At 37.2% G+C, this 23,502-nt stretch carries 21 protein-coding genes; 3 read left to right on the top strand and 18 right to left on the bottom strand.

Features of this window, described 5'->3' with window-relative positions; translation table 11 throughout:
- Positions 1-16 precede the first annotated feature (16 nt).
- From ACJJVU_RS15200 to pyrH, 14 genes are all read right to left on the bottom strand, one after another.
- The gene (locus ACJJVU_RS15200) at positions 17-646 is read right to left on the bottom strand and encodes a response regulator transcription factor (RefSeq protein WP_013750197.1); all 630 of its coding nucleotides are present in this window, start codon (positions 644-646) and stop codon (positions 17-19) included.
- Positions 643-1,428 carry an ATP-binding protein gene (locus tag ACJJVU_RS15195; RefSeq protein ID WP_339849321.1) on the bottom strand — a complete coding sequence of 262 codons (786 nt, stop codon included), beginning with the start codon at positions 1,426-1,428 and terminating at the stop codon, positions 643-645. Before ACJJVU_RS15195 ends, ACJJVU_RS15200 begins: the two co-directional genes overlap by 4 nt.
- A 139-nt stretch (positions 1,429-1,567) precedes the next feature.
- On the bottom strand, positions 1,568-2,215 hold the full coding sequence (locus ACJJVU_RS15190; protein ID WP_405227174.1) for a hypothetical protein: 648 nt from the start codon (positions 2,213-2,215) through the stop codon (positions 1,568-1,570).
- 273 nt (positions 2,216-2,488) lie between these two features.
- Entirely contained in the window at positions 2,489-3,145 is a 657-nt protein-coding gene (locus ACJJVU_RS15185) for a hypothetical protein (protein ID WP_405227171.1), read from the bottom strand.
- A 792-nt stretch (positions 3,146-3,937) separates the two neighbouring features.
- On the bottom strand, positions 3,938-4,606 hold the full coding sequence (locus ACJJVU_RS15180) for a hypothetical protein (RefSeq protein ID WP_405227169.1): 669 nt from the start codon (positions 4,604-4,606) through the stop codon (positions 3,938-3,940).
- 172 nt (positions 4,607-4,778) lie between these two features.
- The gene (locus tag ACJJVU_RS15175; RefSeq protein ID WP_405227166.1) at positions 4,779-5,426 is read right to left on the bottom strand and encodes a hypothetical protein; all 648 of its coding nucleotides are present in this window, start codon (positions 5,424-5,426) and stop codon (positions 4,779-4,781) included.
- 18 nt (positions 5,427-5,444) lie between these two features.
- A complete protein-coding gene (locus tag ACJJVU_RS15170) occupies positions 5,445-5,798 on the bottom strand; it encodes a hypothetical protein (protein WP_405227164.1) in 354 nt (117 codons plus the stop codon).
- A 3-nt stretch (positions 5,799-5,801) separates the two neighbouring features.
- Positions 5,802-5,966: a hypothetical protein gene (locus ACJJVU_RS15165; protein ID WP_405227161.1), complete on the bottom strand. Its 165-nt coding sequence runs from the start codon at positions 5,964-5,966 to the stop codon at positions 5,802-5,804.
- A 1,329-nt stretch (positions 5,967-7,295) separates the two neighbouring features.
- On the bottom strand, positions 7,296-8,738 hold the full coding sequence (gene asnS / locus ACJJVU_RS15160; protein ID WP_013750189.1) for an asparagine--tRNA ligase: 1,443 nt from the start codon (positions 8,736-8,738) through the stop codon (positions 7,296-7,298).
- Positions 8,739-8,915: 177 nt separating this feature from the next.
- Positions 8,916-9,461 carry a pyridoxamine 5'-phosphate oxidase family protein gene (locus ACJJVU_RS15155; protein WP_405227158.1) on the bottom strand — a complete coding sequence of 182 codons (546 nt, stop codon included), beginning with the start codon at positions 9,459-9,461 and terminating at the stop codon, positions 8,916-8,918.
- 35 nt (positions 9,462-9,496) lie between these two features.
- Entirely contained in the window at positions 9,497-11,905 is a 2,409-nt protein-coding gene (locus ACJJVU_RS15150; protein WP_405227155.1) for an RND family transporter, read from the bottom strand.
- A gap of 150 nt (positions 11,906-12,055) precedes the next feature.
- Entirely contained in the window at positions 12,056-14,176 is a 2,121-nt protein-coding gene (locus ACJJVU_RS15145) for a DUF5686 family protein (protein WP_405227152.1), read from the bottom strand.
- A gap of 77 nt (positions 14,177-14,253) precedes the next feature.
- Positions 14,254-14,811: a ribosome recycling factor gene (frr, locus tag ACJJVU_RS15140; protein ID WP_298330092.1), complete on the bottom strand. Its 558-nt coding sequence runs from the start codon at positions 14,809-14,811 to the stop codon at positions 14,254-14,256.
- 52 nt (positions 14,812-14,863) lie between these two features.
- Positions 14,864-15,568, bottom strand: a complete 705-nt coding sequence (pyrH, locus tag ACJJVU_RS15135) for a UMP kinase (RefSeq protein WP_013750184.1) — start codon at positions 15,566-15,568, stop codon at positions 14,864-14,866.
- A gap of 279 nt (positions 15,569-15,847) precedes the next feature.
- On the opposite strand from pyrH, the gene ACJJVU_RS15130 reads away from it, so the two are divergent.
- Positions 15,848-16,348 (top strand): hypothetical protein, encoded by a 501-nt coding sequence (locus tag ACJJVU_RS15130; RefSeq protein WP_405227148.1) that lies wholly within the window; start codon positions 15,848-15,850, stop codon positions 16,346-16,348.
- Positions 16,349-16,557: 209 nt separating this feature from the next.
- On the opposite strand, the gene tsf is transcribed toward ACJJVU_RS15130, so the two are convergent.
- The 4 genes from tsf to rplM all read right to left on the bottom strand — a co-directional run bounded on the left by tsf (position 16,558) and on the right by rplM (position 19,503).
- Positions 16,558-17,523, bottom strand: coding sequence for a translation elongation factor Ts (tsf, locus tag ACJJVU_RS15125; RefSeq protein WP_405227145.1), 966 nt, complete (start codon positions 17,521-17,523; stop codon positions 16,558-16,560).
- A 91-nt stretch (positions 17,524-17,614) separates the two neighbouring features.
- Positions 17,615-18,451, bottom strand: coding sequence for a 30S ribosomal protein S2 (gene rpsB / locus ACJJVU_RS15120; RefSeq protein ID WP_298330086.1), 837 nt, complete (start codon positions 18,449-18,451; stop codon positions 17,615-17,617).
- A 209-nt stretch (positions 18,452-18,660) separates the two neighbouring features.
- Entirely contained in the window at positions 18,661-19,047 is a 387-nt protein-coding gene (rpsI, locus tag ACJJVU_RS15115; RefSeq protein ID WP_298330084.1) for a 30S ribosomal protein S9, read from the bottom strand.
- Positions 19,048-19,503: a 50S ribosomal protein L13 gene (rplM, locus tag ACJJVU_RS15110; protein WP_013750176.1), complete on the bottom strand. Its 456-nt coding sequence runs from the start codon at positions 19,501-19,503 to the stop codon at positions 19,048-19,050.
- A gap of 291 nt (positions 19,504-19,794) precedes the next feature.
- On the opposite strand from rplM, the gene ACJJVU_RS15105 reads away from it, so the two are divergent.
- Positions 19,795-22,488, top strand: a complete 2,694-nt coding sequence (locus tag ACJJVU_RS15105) for a DUF5916 domain-containing protein (protein ID WP_405227139.1) — start codon at positions 19,795-19,797, stop codon at positions 22,486-22,488.
- 119 nt (positions 22,489-22,607) lie between these two features.
- Positions 22,608-23,429: a hypothetical protein gene (locus tag ACJJVU_RS15100; protein WP_405227136.1), complete on the top strand. Its 822-nt coding sequence runs from the start codon at positions 22,608-22,610 to the stop codon at positions 23,427-23,429.
- Positions 23,430-23,502 lie beyond the last annotated feature (73 nt).

The following is a 23,502-nucleotide window of genomic DNA, read 5'->3' as shown; positions in this document are numbered from 1 at the left end:
CTAAGTTAGCACATTATTATGGTCTAAATAGCCCATTTTTAAGTGCATAAATCACCAAGCCTGTCCTGTTTTTTAAGTTGAGTTTTGAGAATACACTATCACGATATCCTTGCACCGTTTTTGGACTTAAAAACATAACATCTGCAATCTCATTATAAGTCATCTCTGTACAGGCATGTTTTATAAATTCGATCTCTCGATCTCGCAATGCATCTTTGTTGTTGCCATTTAGGCTTTTTACAAGTAGCTGACTTACCGTATTTGTATGATAATAACCATTTAAAGCAAGTTCGTTGAGGGCATTTTCAAGTGTCTTTTTTTCTGTATCCTTAAGTAAATATCCTTTTGCACCTGCGCGTATCATTTGTAAGATAGTGTGGTCATCCTCTTCTACAGAGAGTGCGAGTATGAGAATAGTAGGGTAGAGCTCTTTTACCTGTGCGGTAGCTTCTATACCATCCATAATAGGCATGTTTACATCCATCAAGATGATGTCTGGGCGCTTATTTTCAAAACGAAGATTGTCCAGAAGTTCTTGCCCATTTTTACAAGTGTAAAGGACTTCAAAATTGTCGAAAGAATTTACTAGGCCGCTTATAGCTTGGCTTAATAAGGTATGGTCATCTACAATAACGATAGTTTTCATAGTGGTTGTGGTTTGTAAGTAAGCGATAGCGTTGTGCCCTCGCCTACGTTTGATTTGTAGTCTACTGTAGCTCCTATAAGCTTTGTACGGGTCTCAATATTAGTGAGTCCTATGCCGTTTTTTGCTCTTGCTTGATGGTAGTCAAAGCCTACGCCATTATCTTTTACAGTGACATGTAGTGTATCAGATTTATAGAGTAGGTTAACGTCAAGGTTAGTTGCTTTAGAGTGCTTGATGGTGTTTGTAAAAAACTCTTGTAAGATTCTAAAGATGATGGTCTCAATCTTTTTATCTATAGTAATAGGGGTTCCTGTAATTTTGAGAGATGGTTTTAGATACGCCATTCTGTTAAAGCGTTCTAACTCTAAGTTTAATGCTTCCGGTAGTGACATATTTTTGAGTGCCTCTGGATTTATGAGCTTAGAGAGCGCTCTTATTTCTGTAAGTCCTTTGCCTATAGTGGCTGCTGCCTCGTCAAGATCTTGCTGACTGCCCCCACAATTTTGGGTTTGTATTTTGGCAAGAGTAAGTAACTGGCCTATGTTATCATGGAGCTCCCAGCTTATATTGCGTAGTGTCTCTTCACGTATTTCTATCTGCGTCTCTGCAATTTCTTTTTCAAACTTTTTCTTTGTGTGCTCCTGTTCTAAGAGTAAGGTGTTCTTACGTTTCATAAACACAGAGAAGAGCACCACTACAACAACTAGTAGCAATAGTAATATGGTAATAGCCACTAAGACTATAAACAGGGTGCCATTATCTTGATTTTGGATAAGAAGCATAGTTTGGATTGGAGTAATTATAATGAATGTTGAAGGTACTTATTTTGATATTGATTACCCATAGGGCATTTACCCCAAAGTCAATGTGTGATGGTTTTAGAAATACGCTTTCGCGAAAGCGTACTCTAAACAACTACATTTAGTAAGCAGGTACTTTCTTAGGATCTGTCCATATAAACCCAAAGACTAGAATGATATTAGTTACTACGAGAGAAAATGTCTGGATTGCTCGTAGGGTGTTCAATAATTCTCTTGAATATTGAAAATCCATCTGTCCTACCATAAATGGAGATAGCGGAATAAAGGTGACTCCAAATAGAAGATAACCAGAAAAAACAAAAAGTTCGAGTTGGTTTTTAAGTCTAAGCGGCGCATCGCTCTTAAGACGGTCTATGGCATAATACATAAGTAAAACGACCAATAAAATCATGGCAATATTATAGATAATACTCATATAGTGCGTGACCACAGGCACTGTAAAGGCTCTAATAATAATGGCTATGATCATCGCTGTAGATAACCATGTTACAATACGTTTTCTAGTCGTATTTTCTATATGATAATACACCATCTTATAAAACAAAATGTAGAATAAGAATGCATAAAGGTTATATGCCCAGTGATTATTATGGTAGTAGTGTGAGTATATTTTAGCCATACTTTCTGTGATGACCGCTATCCAGAGAATATACAGTATGGTTTTTATAGGGAGGTGTTTGTACTTAGAAAAGAAGATAGTTGCCACAAGTGCCACTATAATTTCTGAGATATACATTAGAGTACTCAAGTAGGGGTTTCTTTAAGTTAGTGCTGAAAGGTAATAAATTATAAAGATGGATTTTGTAAGATTTTTACTCGTGGAGCGCTGTATTACGCTTTCGCGAAAACGTACTCAACATTAAAATTTCATATCAAAATAAGAAAAACTGTATTTACGGCAATCGCGGCTTATTATCAAAACGATAATACAGCGCAATGGCGCAAAACAAAGTCGCTACTAAAAACAGTAGAAACAAAATGGTCACGCAGACCAGCCATATGACAAGAATTTCCTCCTTAATCATAAGATGCGCCTTATTAAAGTTGCTGAATGTACTCCTCTATAAAAACCAAATGCAATCGTGCCATAACACGCAATTACTGCAATGAATTGAATAAGAAAAATCGCCTCATATAGAAAAACACTATCCGTAACAAGGAAGTATCTCGAAAACATTATAACGGGATATGAGATATGGAATATTAAAAAACCAATACTCACCCACAAAAAGATATCTCTGCTATATGCTGCAATTTTATTACTTCTTAATTGCTCTACTAGGTATAGTGTGAGTGCTATAATGATTAAAATGGTAGATAACGTAAATGAGAACACAGGCCAGTCTTTAAAAGGGTCTTGAGTAATCGCAGTAATAGTTAATGCGATAGCGCTTATTACGATTAAGACATTTGCTATAGCGATGCGTATATGATGTGATAAATGCAATCGGGTAATGATTAATAATCCCAAACAAACAATAACCTCATAAAAATTATAAAGTATCTCAAACCTATAGGGTGCTAGTAGTATGTGACAAGCAAACTCATTAATGGCGATATACCATAAAAACGGTAGCATCCACTTTAAGGGTGTCGACTTGTACTTTTTATAATATACAGTGGCAGAGATTGCGGCAGCAAACTCAAATAATAGCACTATGTATATTAGGTAGTCCACAGGGTGTACAGTGTGTTTTTTTAAATGTTAGTTTTTAAAATATGTTTACCATAGTTAAAAGAGGAATAGCAACATAGCTATTCTTTTACTATTAACTAATAAGTCTTTGTTGATTTTAGTGATTGATATTTTTAGACCTTTTGTTACCACGAAAAAAGCCAAATGCTATAACTATGTAGCACAAAACAATTGCTATAAATTGTATATATAACATTGAATTATCAACTCTAATACTTCCATTTACTAAAAATCTCCTTGCGAGACTTAAAATAGGATATGATATATGAAATATCAAAAAACCACAACTAATCCATAAGAATAGATCTCGACTTACTTCAATTACTTGATCACTACTTAATAATTCAACTAGGTATAATAATAATCCTAAAACAATCAATAGGGTGCTTAAAGTAAAGGCTACTTCTACATATTGATTAAATGGATTTACGAAAGAGAAATTAATAATAAATGCTAAAGCGCATAAGACTATCAAAATGTTTATATATTTCTTTCGTCTTGTTGATACTAATTCATTTTTTGTTATCCACAATAGTCCAAAACAAGTAATTAGCCTGTAGAAATTATAGAAAATATATTCGTCACCTACTTCTAAAATAAATTGACAAAAAAATTCATTTACCGGTATGTACCATAAAAGTATTAATATCCATTTGAGAGAAGTGTTTTTATATTTAGAAAAGTAAATCGTTGCAAATAGAGCAGCTAAGAATTCGGTGAAAAGAATTATATATATTAGATACTGCATTTGAAAAATTTACTTTTCTTAATTTTTTATTGATAATCTGGGTCATTTGGTTTTGGTGGTGGTGGTCTTCTAGGCCAAGTATTACCAGCAAGACTTTGGATGCTACTTTGAATACTCATTTCAAGATTAGACTTTCCTCTTGAGCGAGATTCTTCCTTTATTATATCGCCCACGGGTACTGCAGTAGCTGTTCCATTTATATCTTTTACGGCGAAAGCAACGTCATTTGTGATATCACCATTGCTACCTGAATACTTCATTAAAGGATTAAGGAAGATAGTCTCTGTATTTGCATTTTTACCTTCTTTTGGTCCATATTGGCCTAAGTAAATACGCAGTCCAGTTATTGGTGTGTCAGCTTTTTCTGCCTGCTCTTCAATAAATTCAATATATTTTTTTAAATCATCATATTTAATAGATAGAGATGTGGTTGCTCTAACATAGTTAGCATCAATAGTATCAAGTGACTCTCCATTTTTACTAATATTTTGAGCCTTTTCAATAAGAGAAATACGATTTTCTCTATAATTTTTAAAAAGAGTTTCGGCTTCTTGAACAGTAATTATAGAACTAGGTACAGCCAGAGGTTCTTCATCGTGGTCATCTGTGTGAGGCGTACCCTTGGTTTCACCGCCGCAGCTTAGCATTAAGAATCCGCCCAATAAAAGGAAGGTTAGAAATTTACATGTTTTCATGTGTATTAGAATTTTGGTTAGTATTAATGTAAATAAAACGTTAACCAAGCTAGGGAAATACAAGTATACTATCCATACTACTCATGAGGTAGGGGTAAATGTCCCTTTATGGGAAATCAGTGCTAACGCTATTATTGGTAGAGCATGTTGTTGCATAAATAAAGGAAGCAATCTAGTTCTCTTCTAAGCCAGATGCTTTTTTAGAATAGATAAACCCAAAGGAGAAGATGGTGTACATAAGAATTGCAATTGCTGCCATAATATATGAGAGGTTGTAACTCATCGTGAGATTGTTTAAGTAATAGATACGAGCCATAAGGATTACTGGTGAGGCAACGAAAAACAGTGCAAAACCTATTAAAAAATAAGTAACAGTTTCTTTAAACGGATTTATGACAGAGGCGCTTTTGAACAAATTAATTAAATAAATAAAAAGAGCTACTACTCCTAAAAGTGGGCCTATCGTTTTTGAAATAGCCCAAGGCTCATCAAAGCCTTTTATGACAAACTCAGCTATATGGGTGATGCCGATTATGAGCATCAGAAATTTAATAATTCTATTGAGATATAATGTTCTCACATATCTCAGACAAATCCAGGTTACATAAAGTGATGTGATTAATCCGTAAATATTTGTGAGGTGATAACTAACGATACCTTTTGGTATAAGAATACTTGCTAAAGCTTCATTAATAAGGACATACCATAAATAAATGTAGAAAAACTTTATAGGTGTCTTTTTGTATTTAAAATAATAAATAGAGGCCAAAATAGCGGCAAGCAGTTCTGCAATATGTACTGCATAAATTATTGTTTTCATTATTCTGGCCTCTTATTTCTAGTGGTAATCGTTAGGATCGTTTTGAATTGGTGGTGGTGGCCATATAACATCATCACCTGCTAAACTCTGTATGACTCCATTACTTAACTTGCTATCAGAAGGCTTTGGTATTTTACCATCTATCACATCTCCTACCGTGATTGCTTCTTTATTGCCGTCTACATCTGTATGAATTGCATAAGAAATATCTCCATCAATTCCTTTAAATGCAACGACTGGATTTAGAAAAACAGTTTCTCTGCCAGGTTTCCCTTTTGTAGGTTTTGTAGCACCAAAATAAATACGAAGCCCTTTTGGAGTTACCCCGGCTTCTTTGGATTCTTTCTCAATAAAAGCCATATATGCTTTCATCTTTTAATAATCTGCAGTGACAAATCTTGTCGCTTCATAAGGCTTGTCAAGATCCTCATATAGTTTATTTACTCCACCCTCTATAAAAGGTGCTCTGTTTTGACCATAAGTCCTGTAAAGGCTATCTGCCTTTTCAATAGAGATAATGTTATCCGGTACGTCTTCCATTGTTTAATTTGGTTGGTGCATTCTTTCCTAACAGTCTTAAGTTTATTTATCAGAATCTAATGTGAAACAATATTTAAAAAGAGAGAACACGCGTTAATAATTTGATTCTAGAAATAGTTTGGATTGTTATTTCACTACCAAAATACAACTTATGATTGTAATTGATACAATATGAAATATATGGAGATGAATTTGAACAATCCGTTGTCATTTCGACCTTGTGGAGAAATCACATACGAGTAAGCAGGTTTGAGTAAGAAAAATTGAATTTGAACCTGAACTTGAACACGAACTTGAACCTGACGCTGAACTTAAAACCCTCGTCATTTCGACCCACGGATAAATATCATATGAGTAAGCACACCCGAGTAAGAACCCCAACATAGCAACTTCCCAAAGCTAGATAATGAGATCTCTCCTAACGTCGAGATGACAATAGTTGAACTTGAACCCAAGTCCCCTCCTTCGAAGGAGGGCTAGGGAGGATGTTGCGCACGAGTAAGCACACACGAGTGAGAACAGTTGGATTTGAGAACTTGAATCTGAAATCGAATTTGAACTTAAACTTGAACAAACCCTCGTCATTTCGACCTTGTGGAGAAATCACATAACGCTGAGTACACTCAAATAATAATTGCTAGTTAGCAACTTCTCTGAGCTAGATAACGAGATCTCTCCTAAGGTCAAGATGACGAAAGCTGAAGCTGAAATTGAATTTAAGTCCCCTCCTTCGAAGGAGGGCTAGGGAGGATGTTTCACAGGAGTAAGTACGTAGGAGTAAGAACAGTTGGATTTGAGACCTAGAACTTGAAGTCGAACCTGAACCTGAAATCGAAACCCTCGTCATTTCGACCCTGTGGAGAAATCACATAATGCTGAGCACACTCAAGTAATAACTGCTAGTTAGCAACTTCTCTGAGCTAGATAATGAGATCTCTCCTAAGGTCAAGATGACGAAAGCTGAAGCTGAAATTGAATTTAAGTTCCCTCCTTCGAAGGAGGGCTAGGGAGGATGTTGCGCACGAGTAAGTACGTAGGAGTAAGAACAGTTGGATTTGAGACCTAGAACTTGAAGTCGAAATTGAATCTGAAATCGAATTTAAGTCCCCTCCTTCGAAGGAGGGCTAGGGAGGATGTTTCGTGCGAGTAAGCACACCCGAGTAAGCGCGCAAGAGTAAGCACACATAATTGAGGATGTTCCACAAAAAAAATCCAACATACCTAAGTACATTGGATTTATAATAGTTTATATATTAAAATTTTCGCGAAAGCGAAAACAAGTATTTAACACTAGCGCATGAGTTCCCTCCTTTGGAGGGCTAGGGAGGATTAAAACTCCGCGTGACCAGGGAAACGTGGGTAAGGTATTACGTCACGTATGTTTGTCATTCCCGTTACAAATAGCACCAGGCGCTCAAAACCAAGACCAAAACCACTGTGCGTACACGTTCCAAACTTGCGAGTATCTAGGTACCAAGAAAGCTCCTCCTCAGAGATATCTAAGGCAGCCATTTTCTCCTTGAGAACATCTAGACGCTCCTCACGTTGCGATCCTCCTACCATCTCACCTATTCCAGGAAAAAGTACATCCATCGCGCGTACGGTTTTACCATCTTCGTTAAGACGCATGTAAAACGCCTTGATGTTTGCTGGGTAATCAAATAAGATTACTGGGCAGTTAAAGTGCTTTTCTACAAGGTAACGCTCATGCTCAGACTGTAAATCTGCTCCCCATTCATTAATTGGGTATTTGAACTTTTTCTTCTTGTTAGGCTTACTATTACGCAAGATGTCAATTGCCTCCGTATAGCTTACACGCTTAAAGTTGTTGTCTACTATAAAGTTAAGTTTCTCGCGCAGTGGCATAGGCGCACGATCTGCTTCTGGCTTACTTTTATCTTCTTGAATTAATCTGTTTTCTAGAAACTCAAGATCATCTTGACAGTTTTCTAGTGCGTAGTTAATTACGTACTTGATAAAATCCTCGGCAAGATCCATGTTGCCATCTAGATCACAAAAAGCCATCTCTGGTTCTACCATCCAGAACTCTGCAAGGTGACGAGAAGTGTTACTGTTTTCTGCTCTAAAGGTTGGTCCAAAGGTATAAATCTTCCCAAGTCCTAATGCATATGTCTCTCCTTCTAGCTGTCCAGAAACCGTAAGGTTAGTCTCTTTACCAAAGAAGTCTTTGCTGTAATCAATCTTTCCATCTTCTGTGCGTGGCGGATTTTCTGGATCCAGTGCGCTTACGCGAAACATCTCACCAGCTCCCTCTGCATCACTACCGGTAATGATAGGCGTATGTGCATGGAAGTACCCGTTTTTATTAAAATACTCGTGTATGGCAAACGATAACTTTGAGCGTAAACGCATTACAGCGCCAAAGGTGTTAGTGCGAACTCTTAAGTGTGCCTGCTCACGTAGTTTTTCTAGTGTGTGACGCTTAGGAGAGAGTATCGTGTTTTTTAATTCTTGAGGATCTGCATCGCCCTCAATCTGGATATCTTTTACTTTTATTTCTATACGTTGCCCTCCACCTTGACTTTCTTCTAAGGTTCCTTTGATGGCAACGGCAGCACCTGTCGTGATACGCTTTAAAAGTGCTTCGTCTGTATTTTCAAAATCGACTACACACTGAAGGTTATTAATAGTAGAACCATCATTAAGTGCGATAAACTGGTTTCCGCGGAAGGATCTTACCCATCCTTTTACAGTAAATTCTTGATGAATTTTGTCACTTTCGAGTAGCGCTATAATAGGCGTATGTGTCATTGTATCTTATTTAAATGAATTCTCTAGATAGAGGGCAAATATAAAAGATTTTTGTGGTAGGGTAAGGGGTAATTGGACTGAAATATACGCTAAGGCGCATTACTCTTTATTGAGATTTGCAGCAGTGCTCAAGATGAGGTGTAAAAAAGGTTTTCACGCTTTCGCGAAAGCGTACCCTTAAGGGTTTAAAAACTGCCCATTCCATGTTTCATCAACGAGTGTAAAACTCGCTCTAATGTGGTTAGGTCTCTTAAGCTGAAGAAACTCTAAATGTGTAGGTGCAATCTCAATAATGGTAAAGTAGTGGGTGTTTTCAAGGTAGTCTACTGCATCTGGGTTTGAAATCTCTGCGCCAGGAGCATCAGTAGTAGTGTAATCTTTTTTTGATGAAGGCTGCACGCCGCTGTAGTAGCGTTGCAACTCTGCGGGATCTGTAATGATAGACGCGTTTCCTGTAACTTTAATCTGCAGCAACTTTTTAGGATGGTAGAAGAGTAAGCTAGTAACATCATTTTGGAGTAACTGAGCTACTTTATTGGATCTACTGTCAGTATAAATTCTCAGTTTAAAATCGTCTGTAACTTGTCTTAGTACAACAGTTCTAAGCGCAGGAACTCCAGAAGCATCTACCGTTCCCATAGTGGTGTACCTAAACGGGTGTCCCTTTTTGTTGACGCCAAGCTGTAACTCGTCTTGTGTTTCCTTAAAATACTGATCTGTCATACCTTTTTGTATAAAGATACAAAGGGAATATCTAGTTACTCAAGCTCTTTATCAGCAGTTTCTTCATCACCCTCACGTTCCACAATTTGCAGTGCAGGTTCTTTAAAGGTGTCTTTATTTGCAATCTCTTTTTCTAGGGATAACAACAGTGACGGTAATAGTAAAAGGTTAGCTAGCATTGCAAATAGTAAGGTTGCGCTTACAAGACCACCTAGTGCTACAGTTCCTCCAAAGCTACTAATCATGAATACAGAGAAGCCAAAGAATAATACAATTGAGGTGTAAAACATACTTACACCTGTCTCACGTAGCGAACCGTAAACAGACTTTTTAATCTTCCATTTATTAGCTTTTAGCTCTTGACGGTATTTGGCTAGAAAGTGAATCGTATCATCTACAGAAATACCAAAGGCAATACTAAATACAAGTATTGTAGATGGCTTGATAGGGATGCCTATAAAGCCCATCATACCCGCCGTAACTAGCAGTGGTAATAAGTTGGGAATGAGAGACACTATAATCATACGTAGCGACTTAAACATCCACGCCATAAATAATGCGATGAGTAAGATGGCAAGTGATAAACTTATCACAAGATTCATTACAAGGTAATCTGTTCCTTTTTGAAAAACGAGTGCAGTACCTGTCATGGTAACCTCATATCGTTCTTCAGGGAAGAGCTTGTCTATTTTTAATTGAATGTTTTCCTCGGCACGTTCCATCTTGTCAGTACCTACATCTTTCATGAAGGTAGTGATTCTGGCATATTGACCCGTACTATCTACGTAGGCTCCCATGAGGTTTTGGTCATTGTCAAAACTCTTTGCATACGGCAGTATAAAATTACGCTCGTTGCTAGTAGGTAGTTGGTAGTATTTAGGATTTCCATTAAAGTAAGCTTGCTTTGCATACTTTACAAGATTTACAATAGATATAGGAGCAGAGAGTTCTGGTTGCTCCTCTATGGTAGCGCTTAGCTCCTCCATGCGTTTAAGCGTGGCAAGCTTCATGACTCCTTGTTTTTTCTTAGTGTCAATCAGAATCTCAAGTGGCATTATACCATCAAATTCTTCCTCAAAAAACTTTATGTCTTTATAGAAGTCGGCTTTTTTAGGCATGTCTTCTATGAGTGAACCAGAAATACGTATTTGATATATACCTACAATACTCAGTGCAAGTAGTAATACACTTGATCCATAAATTGCAGTACGTCTAGTACGTACCATGCGCTCCATCCAGTTTACAAACCCTTCTATCCAAGTTTTACCTAGGTGTTTAAGGTGCTTTTCCTTAGGAGGAGACATATAACTGTAAATGATAGGAATGATAAGTAAGCTAAGTAAAAATATAGCGATGATATTGATACTTGCGACAACACCAAACTCGCTTAGTAGCGAACTCTCAGTAAGAATAAAAGTTGCAAACCCAGAAGCTGTGGTAATGTTAGTCATCAAGGTCGCATTACCTACTTTGGTAATAACACGCTGTAATGCTTTTACTTGGTTACCGTGATTTTTATATTCTTGCTGGTATTTATTAATCAGGAAAATACAATTAGGAATCCCAATCACAATAATGAGCGGCGGGATAATAGCTGTAAGTACTGTGATCTCATATCCTAGTAATCCTAAGAACCCAAAAGCCCACATCACACCTATGATTACCGTAATCATGGAGATAAAGGTTGCTCTGTATGATCTAAAGAAAAAGAAGAATATAAAAGAAGTAACTAGTAATGCAGCGCCTACAAAAATGCCAATCTCATCAATAATATTTTGAGCATTGAGCGTTCGTATGTATGGCATCCCACTGGTGCGTACATCGATATCGTAGTCTTTTTCAAAACTCGCGATAGCGGGCATAAGATCATTTACTACAAAATCTAAACGCGCTGGAGTGTTGATTAAATCTTTCTTAAGATATACCGCAGAACGCACGGTACCTGTCTCTTTATTGTAAATCAGATTTTCATAAAATGGTAAATCGTCAAAGAGTAATTTTCTATAACTAGCAGCACTTTCGGCAGTGAGCGTACTATCTGTCATGAAGGGAACAAGATCAAATCGCTGCGGATTTTCTTGTTTATCTAATATCTTGAGATCTTTAAGAGAAAGGGATAGAGCAACAGCATCTGCCTTTGCAATCTTGGCAGATAAGTCATTCCAAGCGGTGAGCACTTCAGGTGTAAAGAGACGTTCATCTTGTATTCCTAACACGATGAGGTTCCCCTCTTCTCCAAACTTATCTTTAAAATTCTGGTATTCTAGATTTACTTCATGGTCGTCAGGAAGTAAGTTTGCCTCTGTATAGGTAAAGCGCATATTGCGCCATTGAAAACCTAAGAAAATGGTGAAACCCACAATAAGAATGAGAATCAAAGGACGATTGCGTAGTATTAAACTCGCTACAGACTCCCAAAAACCTTTACTCAGAAATTTTGCCATTGACTTGTTTTAGCACCGCAAAGATATTCTTTTGGATGCAGATATGCGGGCAAATTGAAAAAGGCTTGTAGGTGGTAGGGGTTACGCTTTCGCGAAAGCGTAAAAAATTAACCTAGGTTCAGTAAACTGAATGAGGTTACGATGGGTTTACTACAGTTTGAGATTGAATGTAAACTTAAACGCAATGTTATCTCCCCAGTTAGGTAAATGGTAAGCTCCGTAACGGTAGGTGAGACTCGTTCCAAAACCAAAAAGCAGCTTGTTAAGTTCAAAACCAGTTTCTGTATATCCTTTACTAAGCGAGCCAAATTCTCCAATGTCGAGATGATCTTCTGGGTTACTTATATCTCCTATGGCAAATCGGCTTATAAAAACCAATTCTGGTTTAAAGCTCTTAGAGATATTAAATGGCGCCAGTCTATGTTTTACCTGAGCAGTAAGCAGCTTGTCTGAAAAGAATTCACCAAAAAACATAGTTTCAAAACTATTAACCCCAGCCACCGAAAAACGCTGAAGTATAGTCTCCTTAGTAGGTGCATTAGGAAATGCGTGGAATAGGTGGGTGATAGGTAAATCTCCAAAACCAACATTTCCTTCTACCAGAAACTCCGTAGCAGATTTGTTGAGTCTGTCTACTCTGTAAAATACCTTAGCGGCAAGTTTTGTAAATGCAAGGTCTCCTCCTAGACCATCAATAGCTTGAGATACCTGACCAGAAATTATAGGGTAGCCCTCATAAACAGGGACAATATCATTCTCTGTTTTTAAATATTTATTAGATGGACTCCAGCGGAAAGAGGCTGTTGCTTCAGAAATATCATAATTACGTATGATGTTCCCATCGTTATTATAGCGATAAGGTGTTGTCTGATCTAGTCTTCTATGAGCAATTTGCAACTCAGAAAGTAATTGTGGTGTTAATCTGTATTCTAGATTTAAACGGGTAGTGCGGTGTTTATAAAACTGGGTGATGTTTACAAGGCGTGGCTCAAAGAGGGAATATACACGGCGATCTGTTAAGTATGCATAATTACCTACTTCTTCTAGGTCACTGTTGTACGTTCCAGAAATCCATGCTCCCTTGTCTGGATCTAGAAGATAACCAGCTCCTATACCATACTTGATATCTTGGTCTTTAAATCCATAAGCAGCATAGCCTTCTATGCGGAAACGCTTAGAGAAAGACTCATTAGTCACTCCGCCAAGGCCAAGTCTCAAACCCTCATAATTATTGAATTTTACAGGGTATGTAAGGTCAAAATCAAAGGCGTCAAAGCTAAAATAACCAATACTAAAATTATTAGTAGTCCCTAGTCTACGTTCTATGTTTTCGGCATTTACAATGCGCTCTAGTTCTGAGAAACTGCGTTCATCTTTACTAGATAATGGTGTCGTGCGATAGTTTTGCCAGAATGATTCTGGTTGCTCGCTTGCACCTTCCTTAAAAGTAATCGCATACTTAGAATCTGGAATGGTAACCTCCTTGTTCACATTGTAATTACTCATTCTTGTAGTAGCTACAAGAAACTTACGAGTAACCATATCTTCCAGCACTTCGTTTTCTATAGTACCTATAGAGATACGCCCTTTAAAGAAAGAAAGCTTGCGATCTTCACTTCCTTTATCTAGAAATAATTCTCGCTGCTGCGGTAAATAAATGTTTGCGTCTGCTATGTAGGTGTACTCTTGATTAAGAATAATGTTAAGTTTATCTGTAATGCGCACTTGCACGCCTTTTATAGCGAGTGTGTTTTTATCTAAGGTCATTGTCCCAGTAAGCCCAGGAATTTTCTTAGGTTTTTTAGGGCTAAAACTTACTTGGTAATCACCATTTACAGCGCTAGAAGTAACACTGTAATTATAATTACGCATTCCTCTTTTAGATAAAATTCCCGCATAGCGATTATTAAAAATCACAAAATCATCATCATAAAATGAGCGTGATTGCACATTTACAGCAAACACCTCGTATCGCGGATTTTTAAAACCAGCAAGCTGATATCCAATAATATTCTCCGAAAACTGGTGATGCTCTGTAAATTGTAGTTGGCTTACTTTCTCAGAAAAGAAGTTGTGCGTACTTCCATTAAGGCTGTCTGTAATAACCGTTTTCTCGTAAACGTCATATGTGTATGAAGCGAGTACCTCTCGTGGGTCGTTCTTTGCCTTATTGTCAATTGCTTGATTAATAATGCCCTGCACGTCTGGCTCATTCTGAGCTACCGCAGTAAAACTTATGAATAAGAGATAGGCAATTATGAACTGACGCATAGAGTAGGTTGAAGGGTAAATGTATCAAAAAAGCGACCATGAGGTCGCTTTTTTATAATTGTTTAACGTCTGTAGTATTATACAGTCATGATCTCAGCTTCTTTCTTGCTAAGAACCTCTTCTATTTTCTTGATGTGAATGTCAGTAAGTTTCTGGATATCTACCTCTGCATTTGCCTTTTCATCTTCAGAAGCATCCTCTGCTTTCTTGATGTCATTATTGGCATTCTTACGATCATTACGTACTCCTATTTTTGCATCTTCTGCTTCTCCACGAGCTTGCTTTACAAGGTCTTTACGACGTTCCTCAGTAAGTGGCGGCACGTTGATGATGATATTTTCCCCATTATTCATTGGGTTAAAACCTAGGTTTGCATTTATAATAGCTTTTTCAATCTCTTGCATAAGACTTTTCTCCCATGGTTGTACAGTAATAGTACGACCATCTGGAGTATTCACATTTGCCACTTGGCTCAAAGGAGTAGGGTTGCCATAGTAGTTTACCATTAACCCTTGTAGCATTGCTGGGCTCGCTTTTCCAGCGCGTATAGTAACTAATCTCTTTGCTAAGTGATTAATAGCATCATCCATTGATTCCTTAGCAGAATCTATTATAAATTTTAAATCTTCGTTCATGGTAATATAATTATGATAGCAAGTTTACAAAAATTGAGCCAATTCTCTTTTCCTAATTTACGGTAGTACCTATAGCGTCACCTGAGACCACTTTCATCAAGTTGCCACGAGTATTCATATCAAAAACAATAATAGGTAACTCATTTTCTTGACTTAATGTAAAAGCGGTAGTATCCATTACTTTTAATCCTTTGCGTAGCACATCGTCAAAAGAGATATGATCATACTTAATAGCATCTGTATTTTTCTCAGGGTCAGAGTTGTAAATACCATCTACTCTCGTACCTTTTAAAATTACATCTGCTTCTATCTCGATTGCTCTTAGTACTGCAGCAGAGTCTGTAGTGAAGTAAGGGTTACCCGTTCCTCCACCAAAGATAACAACACGTCCTTTATTAAGGTGTGCCATTGCTTTACGGCGTATAAAAGGCTCCGCTACTTCATTAATTTTGATAGCTGTTTGTAATCTCGTTTTTACGTTTGCTTGTTCTAGTGCGTCTTGTAATGCAAGACCATTTATTACAGTTGCCAGCATTCCCATGTGATCACTTTGTACGCGATCCATTCCTTTACTAGCTCCCGCTACACCTCTAAAGATATTTCCGCCACCTATAACAATAGCAACTTCGACACCTTTTTCTGTTACTGCTTTAATGTCTTCTGCATATTCTGCAAGACGGTTAGGATCTATTCCGTACTGGCGATCTCCCATTAAGGCCTCGCCAGAAAGTTTAAGTAATATTCTTTTATATTTCATAGTCTGTGTAGTTATGCAAATATACTATTTAAACAGAATGATTTAAAAATGTGTGGCAATGGTTTTTCACGCTTTCGCGAAAGCGGGCTTTTATGAGAAAAATACATCTATCTTAAGGTTTCCCTTTTTTATAGACTATAAACTTGTATTAGGTTTGTGATGTGATTAGTTTTTTTAAAAACTCAGATGAAATTCTTTACTTAGATAGTCTGAAGCATTGTGATTAAGCAGTTTATTTAAATTTTATGATACTTATTCATTAGTTGTAAAAGTTGTCAAATGATAAATCAAATCAAGATAGAAAATCTATTAAATTCAAGTATTAGCGAATCAAGTCAGCTTTTAAACTGTAATTTGGATTTAGATATAACCAAAAGCTTTTATATCAACACTAAGGTTATTTGTGGAGATCTTTTAGGCAAAAAATATAGCTCTATTGCCCTTTTTACGGATGAGAATAATTTAGTAAAATCTATTTCTATTAGATTTAATTATGTTTTTGAAGAAATATATTACGGTAAATTAATCGAAGAATATGGTAATCCTGATAGTATTTTAATTAAACCAAATCAAGATATTATCAATAAGACGAAAACTGTGCTTAATGAAAATTTAAGTCATGATTTCTCTCAAAAACTTACGAAGAGTACTTTTGATCTTGTACATGGTACTCTTGATCAGAATCCATTGCTTGTAATTTGGAACATAGATGATTTTCAAATTAAAATTATTCGTAGGTATAATTCAAATATCAATAATATAATATATAGCAGGAATTGAGATTATTTTAGTCTAAATATTACTAAGATAACTTCATTTAGATAATTGATTTAAAGTAAAATTTTTGTTGCAAAATTTAATTACGAATTTGCGGTGAAATTCATGTGCCTCCATCTGCATGTTCAAAGCTGTAATTAGCTTTTAAGCACAACAAAAAAAAACGCCTCCAGATGGAGGCGTTTTAACTATCAATAAAGTTTGTAAAGCGATTATGCTAGAGAAACTCTTTTAAAAGCTACTACAGATGCATCACCTTTTGAAGCAACAAATTCTGCTACGTTCTGGCTTTCATCCATAATGAAACGTTGGTCAAGTAACGCTTGCTCGTGATCAAGAGTCGTGTTGTCTGCAACAAAACGAGCTACTTTACCAGGTACAATGTTATCCCAGATTTTTTCTGGCTTACCTTCTGCTTTCAATTGTTCTTTAATATCTGCCTCTGCTTGTGCCATTACTTCTTCAGTAAGTTGTGACATAGAGATATAAGAAGGAACATTCTTAAGAGTCTTCCCAAGACGACCTAGTTCAATATTGTCCTTTTCGATAGCAGCAATACGTGCCTCAGTTTCTGATGCTACAAATGCAGCGTCAAAATCTTTGTAAGAAAGCGTATTTGCTCCCATAGATGCTACTTGCATAGATACACTCTTTGCAACCTCCTCAGCATTATCTGTAACAGTGCTAAGACCTACTAGGGCACCTATTTTGTTGCCATGTACATAAGAACCTACAAAAGGAGCTTCTAATGTCTCATAACCTCCTATTTCGATTTTCTCACCTATGACACCAGTTTGCTCAATAAGCTTTTCTGTAACCGTCATTCCGTCAAAATCTGCAGCAAGCATTTCTTCTTTAGAGTTTACGCTTAATGCGATATCTCCCATTTTGTTTGCTAGCTCAATAAAAGAATCATTCTTTGTTACAAAGTCAGTCTCACAGTTAAGTGATACAACAACTCCGCGTGTGTTATCTGCATTAATTTTTGCAATAACTACACCTTCAGAAGAATCTCTATCTGCTCTCTTTTCTGCAACTTTCTGTCCTTTTTTGCGTAGTACAGTGATTGCATCGTCAAAGTTACCTTCTGCTTCAACAAGGGCCTTTTTACAGTCCATCATTCCAGCTCCAGTAGCTTCTCTTAATTTCTTTACGTCTGCGGCGGTAATGTTTGCCATGATATATAAGGTTTTAAAATTGAAAAAAGTCGTCTATTCGTTTTCAACAAAGAAAAGAAGTAGACGACTTTTAAGTATTATCAAATAGTTATTATTCTTCTTCTTCGCTAGCCGCTACAGGTGCTTTTGCAGCCTCAGCTTTAGGAGCTTTTGCTTCTGCCTTTGGAGCGTCTGCTTTTTTAGCCTTCTTTTCAGCCTTTGGAGAATCATCACCTTCTTTTTCTGCGTCTTTACCAGCTTTGCGATCTGCAAGTCCAGCACTAACAGCTTCAGAAACAAAACCTACGATTTTATCGATAGATTTAGAAGCATCATCATTTGCAGGTATAAGATAATCAACTTGACGTGGGTCAGAGTTAGTATCCACCATTGCAAAAATTGGAATGTTTAATTTTTGAGCTTCTTTAATCGCGATATGCTCACGCTTGATATCTACTACAAATAGTGCTCCTGGAAGACGTGTCATATCTGCAATAGAACCTAAGTTCTTATCAAGTTTTGCACGTAAACGGTCTGTTTGTAATTTTTCTTTCTTTGAAAGTGTATCAAAACGACCATCTTTTTTCATCTGGTCGATCGTTTGCATTTTCTTAATCGCTTTACGGATTGTAACAAAGTTCGTAAGCATTCCACCAGGCCATCTTTCTGTGATGTAAGGCATGTTTGCGTTACGAGCTTTTTCAGCTACGATATCTTTAGCTTGTTTTTTGGTAGCTACAAAAAGTATTTTTCTACCAGAAGCAGCAATCTTTTGAAGAGCCTCGCAAGTCTCTTCTATCTTTGCTGCAGTTTTGTAAAGATTGATGATGTGTATCCCATTGCGCTCCATATAGATATACGGTGCCATGTTAGGATCCCATCTTCTTGTGAGGTGTCCAAAGTGTACACCTGCATCAAGCAATTCTTTTATTTCGATGTTGTTTGCCATTTTTGTAATAGTTTACGTTCCGTTGGACATTAAAATTAGCAACTTCGAGTTCACGAAGTTTAGATGCTAAACTAACCTTACTAAGATTTTGCTTGCGCAAAAACATAATAAGCAACGACAACATTTCAATTAATTTTTAAATTTTGATAGTAATCAGTTTCAATTCATACTCGTAAAAAGCCAAAAGGCATTGCGAGTATAGCGATATATTAACGCTTAGAGAATTGGAATTTCTTACGTGCTTTCTTCTGACCAAATTTCTTACGTTCCACCATTCTTGGGTCACGAGTAAGAAGTCCTTCTGGCTTAAGGATAAGACGATTTTCCGCGTCTAGTTCACACATTGCTCTAGAAAGAGCAAGTCTGATAGCCTCAGCTTGACCAGTAATACCACCACCGTAAACGTTTACTTTAATATCAAAGTTACCTTCATTGTTAGTCATAACAAGTGGTTGGTTTACTTTGTACTGAAGTGTTCCTGTAGGGAAGTAGTTGTTCAGTTCTTTTTTGTTAATAGTGATGTTTCCTGTTCCATCAGAAAGGTAAACACGAGCTACTGCGGTCTTACGACGACCGATTTTGTGTAAAGTCTCCATTTACTTAATTTCGTTTAGGTTAATGGCACGAGGCTTCTGCGCTTCCTGATCGTGTTCTGCACCTGCATACACTTTAAGGTTACGGAAGATAGCACTCCCCAATTTGTTTTTTGGTAACATCCCTTTCACGGCAGCTTCTACTACACGTGTAGGATCTTTATCGTAAAGCTCTCTCGCTGTAAGACTACGTTGCCCACCTGGATAACCTGTGTGACGGATATATGATTTTTCCGTCCACTTGTTTCCTGATAATTGCACCTTTGCAGCGTTTATGATAACAACGTTATCTCCACAATCTACGTGAGGTGTAAAACTTGGCTTGTACTTACCGCGTAAAAACTTAGCTACGATAGAAGACATACGACCTAGCGTTTGTCCGTCTGCATCTATCAAAACCCACTCCTTGTTTACGGTAGCTTTGTTTGCAGATACTGTTTTGTAACTTAATGCGTCCACACTAATTAATTTTAATTAAACATTCCATTTCCCGCCTAAAAACGGGTTTGCAAAAGTACATAAATTTATTTATCACACAAACGTCTGTCTGACTATATTTTATATTGATCTTTTTATGAGCCTTATATGTCCTATTATAAAGGTGTAAACGAGTACTATTAATTGTGATTTTCACGCTTTCGCGAAAGCGTAACTCCAAACATTATGTTAATAAAACCTTAAAACAAGAAAGTTGTTGTCACATTCTGAGATGATTGAAGTCTTTCTAGTAAATCAATCAAAACCAAACCAATGTTACCTAAAATCAATCAACTCAGAGCAGTAATCGCGCTCCTTTTTCTAAGTTCCCTTAATGTAGTTGCCCAAACAGAAGCAACTGAAACTGCCATACCTAGGAAGGTGTATAACACAATTGCCATTAATGGTGAGGCTCCAGATATAGATGGAGACTTCTCTGATGCTGCATGGAATAATGTGGAGTGGTCTACAGATTACTTACAGTTTGAGCCAGATGTGGGTACACCTCCTACTAAGCAGACTAAAATGAAAATCACTTATGATGATAAAAATCTTTATGTGGCTTTTCATTGTCTTGAAAGTGATAAGTCTAGAATAGAGAGAAGGCTAGGACGTCGAGACGATTTTCCGGGTGATTGGGTAGAGATTAATATAGATAGTTATAATGACGATCGCACGGCATTTTCTTTTACTGCCTCTGCTTCTGGAGTAAAAGGCGATGAGTTTGTGTCAAACAATGGCAACTTTGATAGCAGCTGGAATCCTATTTGGTATTTAGCCACGGGAGAAGATGAACAGGGCTGGACGGCAGAAATGCGTATACCTCTGAGTCAGCTGCGCTTTAGTGCAGAAGACGTTCAGACTTGGGGCATACAATCTACAAGACGTTACTTTGCAAATGAAGAGCGTTCTACCTGGCAACCGCTACCTGCTAATCCTCCGGGATGGGTAAGTGAGTTTGGAGAACTGCGAGGAATTAAAGGAATCAAGCCGCAGAAACAATTAGAAATACAGCCATTTGTATTAGGTCAGTACGATACATTTGAGGAAGAGGCGGGTAATCCCTTTAGAGATGGAGACGATTTTGGCGGAAATGTAGGGCTTGATGCAAAAATTGGAATTACTAATGATCTTACTCTTGACCTTACGGTTAATCCAGATTTTGGACAAGTAGATGCAGACCCAGGTGCAATCGCACTAGATGGTTTTGAAATATTTTTTGAAGAGCGTCGTCCTTTCTTTGTAGAAAATAAGAGTGTCTTTGACTTTAGAGTAGGCGGTGGAGCAGATAATGTATTTTTTCCAAGACGTATAGGGCGCACTCCACAAGGAGGAACCACATTTGATGCTTCAAAAGGAGAGTACGAAGATTTCCCTACCAATACTACCATATTAGGAGCAGCAAAGTTTAGTGGTAAAACAAAGGATGGCTGGACTATAGGCGTGCTAGAAAGTGTGACAGGAAAAGAATTTGCCGAGATTGAACTAGATGATCGGGAAGAGATTACATCGCCTCTCGATCTAGATGGACTTCTAGGGGAGAAGCGTAAAGAGCTGGTAGAGCCACTCACTAATTATTTCGTAGGTCGCGTTCAAAAAGATTTTAATGACCGTAACTCTTTTGTAGGTGGAATATTTACCACAACTCACAGAGATATGGAACGCAGTCTAGATTTTCTCCACACGCAAGCTTATACAGGAGGAATTGATTTTAGACATAACTGGAAAGACCGTAAATATTATATAGAAGGGCGTGGTATTATAAGCAGAGTAAATGGAGATTCTCAAGCTATTTTAAATACGCAGACGTCGCTTACACATTTATACCAGCGAGTAGATGCAAATCATCTAGAAGTAGATACAGATGCAACAAGTCTTTCGGGAACTGGTGGTAATCTTGCTATAGGTAGAGGGAGTGGTAAGTGGAGATATGAACTAGGGGGAAACTGGAGATCTCCAGGGTTAGAGCTCAACGACATAGGTTTCTTGCGTCGTGCAGATAGAATTGTACAGTTTGCTAGTGTAAGACGTTTTTGGAACAATTCTACTTCTTGGTACAGACAGGCAAATGTGGGCGTAGAGCAAACTACGCAATATGACTTTGATGGAAACTTTAACCGTATTCAATACGAAGGTAGAGCAGAGATTAACTGGAAAAACAACTGGTTTACAGAAGTAGGAGGTGCTCACAAGCCTCGCATATTTATTAACTCCTTCTTACGTGGTGGACCACGCTGGAGATTTAATGAAGAGAACTTTTACTTTGCTGCGGTAGGTACAGATCAACGTAAGAAATTAAGTGCTATCGCGATATATGTAAATTCTCAGGCAAAACAAGATAACTTCTCCTTAAATAGATATGAGTTGCGTCTCAACTACCAGCCACTTGATGCGTTGAGTTTATCACTTTCTACAGAATATGAGATGAACCCCAATAAAACACAATACGTATCACAACAAGCTTATGCGCCTGCTACTTTTGGGACGAGATACATAACTGGAGAGATTGAGCAAGAAACGCTAAGTGCAACATTACGTATTAATTACAATATCAATCCTAACTTTACGATACAGTATTATGCGCAGCCATTTATTGCTAAAGGAACTTATACTAATTTCAATTTTGTAGCAGATAGTGATAATGAAAATCTAAACGAGCGAGTTACACTATTTAATCAGAATCAAATAAGTGAGATAGACGGAGGCTATGCCATAGATGAAGATGTAGATGGTACTGCAGACTATAGTTTTGGTAATCCAGATTTCAATTATGTGCAGTTTCGTTCTAACCTTGTGGCAAGGTGGGAATACATCCCCGGCTCAGAAGTATTTTTAGTTTGGTCACAAGGAATAGAAGGAGGAGCGTCTTCTAGAGAAAATCTAACGGAAGCTTTTGATAGTCAGGTGCTAGGACAGCAACTTAGAAATACGTTTTTAGTAAAATGGACCTATAGAGTTGTGTTATAAATGCGTAATTCTTATAAATTTATATAGTGTGTGTTTTTCCTATTGTTTTTGCTTTAATTATTTGTAATTATGTATAAACTATACGATTAACATTTTAAATTTTTTTATAAATGGTAGGAGTGAGACAGGGACTAATTTTAATTCTAGTATTCGTTTTATTTAAAACAGTTAGCTATGCTCAAGTAGGTGTAGGGACAGTATCACCTTATGCAGCGCTTGATATAACAAGTAGTAATAGTGGTCTTCTAATCCCACGTGTAGATTTAAATTCCATATCCGATGTAACGACGGTAATAAATCCTAACGGACCAAATCTTGTAGAGGGCACTATGGTGTACAATACAGGTGGTGGTGCTTTAACTTCAAAAGGGTTTTATTTTTGGCAAGATAGTCAGTGGAATCAAGTAGCACGAGCAAATCAAAGTTCGGTGTTTTTTGGTAAGATTCTTATAAATGCCTCAGGGACAATTAGTGTGACGGGAGTAGGTTTTGAGCCTAGTTCTATCGAGTTTACAGCTGTAAATAGGGTGCAAGGTTTTGATGAAGGGACAGCTAGATCTGGCACCAATAATTCAAACGATATAAGAATGGCTGGAGGAATGACTACTGGTTATGCAATCAATGGAGCCTCTGGTATTATAGATCAACAAGTGATTTCTAATGCTTTTAGTGGTTCAAGTATTAATAACATAGGTACTTACGCTTCAGAAGACTATTGTATAGCAGCTTATTTTGTTAATAATAATGGATCGCCACTTTCTGATAATGGTACAAGTGGTGGGTCGAGCGGTACTAGCCAAGAAGGCTTTATAAGGGCTTCTCTCGATAGTTTTAATACAGATGGATTTACACTTAATGTAGATCGTTTTCTCAGTGGACCAACAGGAGAAACAATTGATAGAACTAATCAGATTGTTGTACTTTATAAAGCATATCGATAAGTGGACATTTGAATATTTATTTTAAAACAAAACCCCAAATTCTTGTCATTAAGAATTTGGGGTTTTTTCTAGT

It is taken from the genome of Dokdonia sp. Asnod1-B02, from assembly GCF_045063955.1.
In the GTDB taxonomy this organism is placed as follows: domain Bacteria; phylum Bacteroidota; class Bacteroidia; order Flavobacteriales; family Flavobacteriaceae; genus Dokdonia.
This window is presented reverse-complemented; position numbering and strand designations above follow the sequence as displayed.

Bases quoted from the DNA above. Each gene is read 5' to 3' on its own strand.
- ACJJVU_RS15200 (WP_013750197.1), bottom strand. From the start codon at position 646: ATGAAAACTATCGTTATTGTAGATGACCATACCTTATTAAGCCAAGCT.
- ACJJVU_RS15195 (WP_339849321.1), bottom strand. From the start codon at position 1,428: ATGCTTCTTATCCAAAATCAAGATAATGGCACCCTGTTTATAGTCTTA.
- ACJJVU_RS15180 (WP_405227169.1), bottom strand. From the start codon at position 4,606: ATGAAAACATGTAAATTTCTAACCTTCCTTTTATTGGGCGGATTCTTA.
- ACJJVU_RS15175 (WP_405227166.1), bottom strand. From the start codon at position 5,426: ATGAAAACAATAATTTATGCAGTACATATTGCAGAACTGCTTGCCGCT.
- ACJJVU_RS15170 (WP_405227164.1), bottom strand. From the start codon at position 5,798: ATGAAAGCATATATGGCTTTTATTGAGAAAGAATCCAAAGAAGCCGGG.
- ACJJVU_RS15165 (WP_405227161.1), bottom strand. From the start codon at position 5,966: ATGGAAGACGTACCGGATAACATTATCTCTATTGAAAAGGCAGATAGC.
- asnS (WP_013750189.1), bottom strand. From the start codon at position 8,738: ATGACACATACGCCTATTATAGCGCTACTCGAAAGTGACAAAATTCAT.
- ACJJVU_RS15155 (WP_405227158.1), bottom strand. From the start codon at position 9,461: ATGACAGATCAGTATTTTAAGGAAACACAAGACGAGTTACAGCTTGGC.
- ACJJVU_RS15150 (WP_405227155.1), bottom strand. From the start codon at position 11,905: ATGGCAAAATTTCTGAGTAAAGGTTTTTGGGAGTCTGTAGCGAGTTTA.
- ACJJVU_RS15145 (WP_405227152.1), bottom strand. From the start codon at position 14,176: ATGCGTCAGTTCATAATTGCCTATCTCTTATTCATAAGTTTTACTGCG.
- frr (WP_298330092.1), bottom strand. From the start codon at position 14,811: ATGAACGAAGATTTAAAATTTATAATAGATTCTGCTAAGGAATCAATG.
- pyrH (WP_013750184.1), bottom strand. From the start codon at position 15,568: ATGAAATATAAAAGAATATTACTTAAACTTTCTGGCGAGGCCTTAATG.
- ACJJVU_RS15130 (WP_405227148.1), top strand. From the start codon at position 15,848: ATGATAAATCAAATCAAGATAGAAAATCTATTAAATTCAAGTATTAGC.
- tsf (WP_405227145.1), bottom strand. From the start codon at position 17,523: ATGGCAAACATTACCGCCGCAGACGTAAAGAAATTAAGAGAAGCTACT.
- rpsB (WP_298330086.1), bottom strand. From the start codon at position 18,451: ATGGCAAACAACATCGAAATAAAAGAATTGCTTGATGCAGGTGTACAC.
- rpsI (WP_298330084.1), bottom strand. From the start codon at position 19,047: ATGGAGACTTTACACAAAATCGGTCGTCGTAAGACCGCAGTAGCTCGT.
- ACJJVU_RS15105 (WP_405227139.1), top strand. From the start codon at position 19,795: ATGTTACCTAAAATCAATCAACTCAGAGCAGTAATCGCGCTCCTTTTT.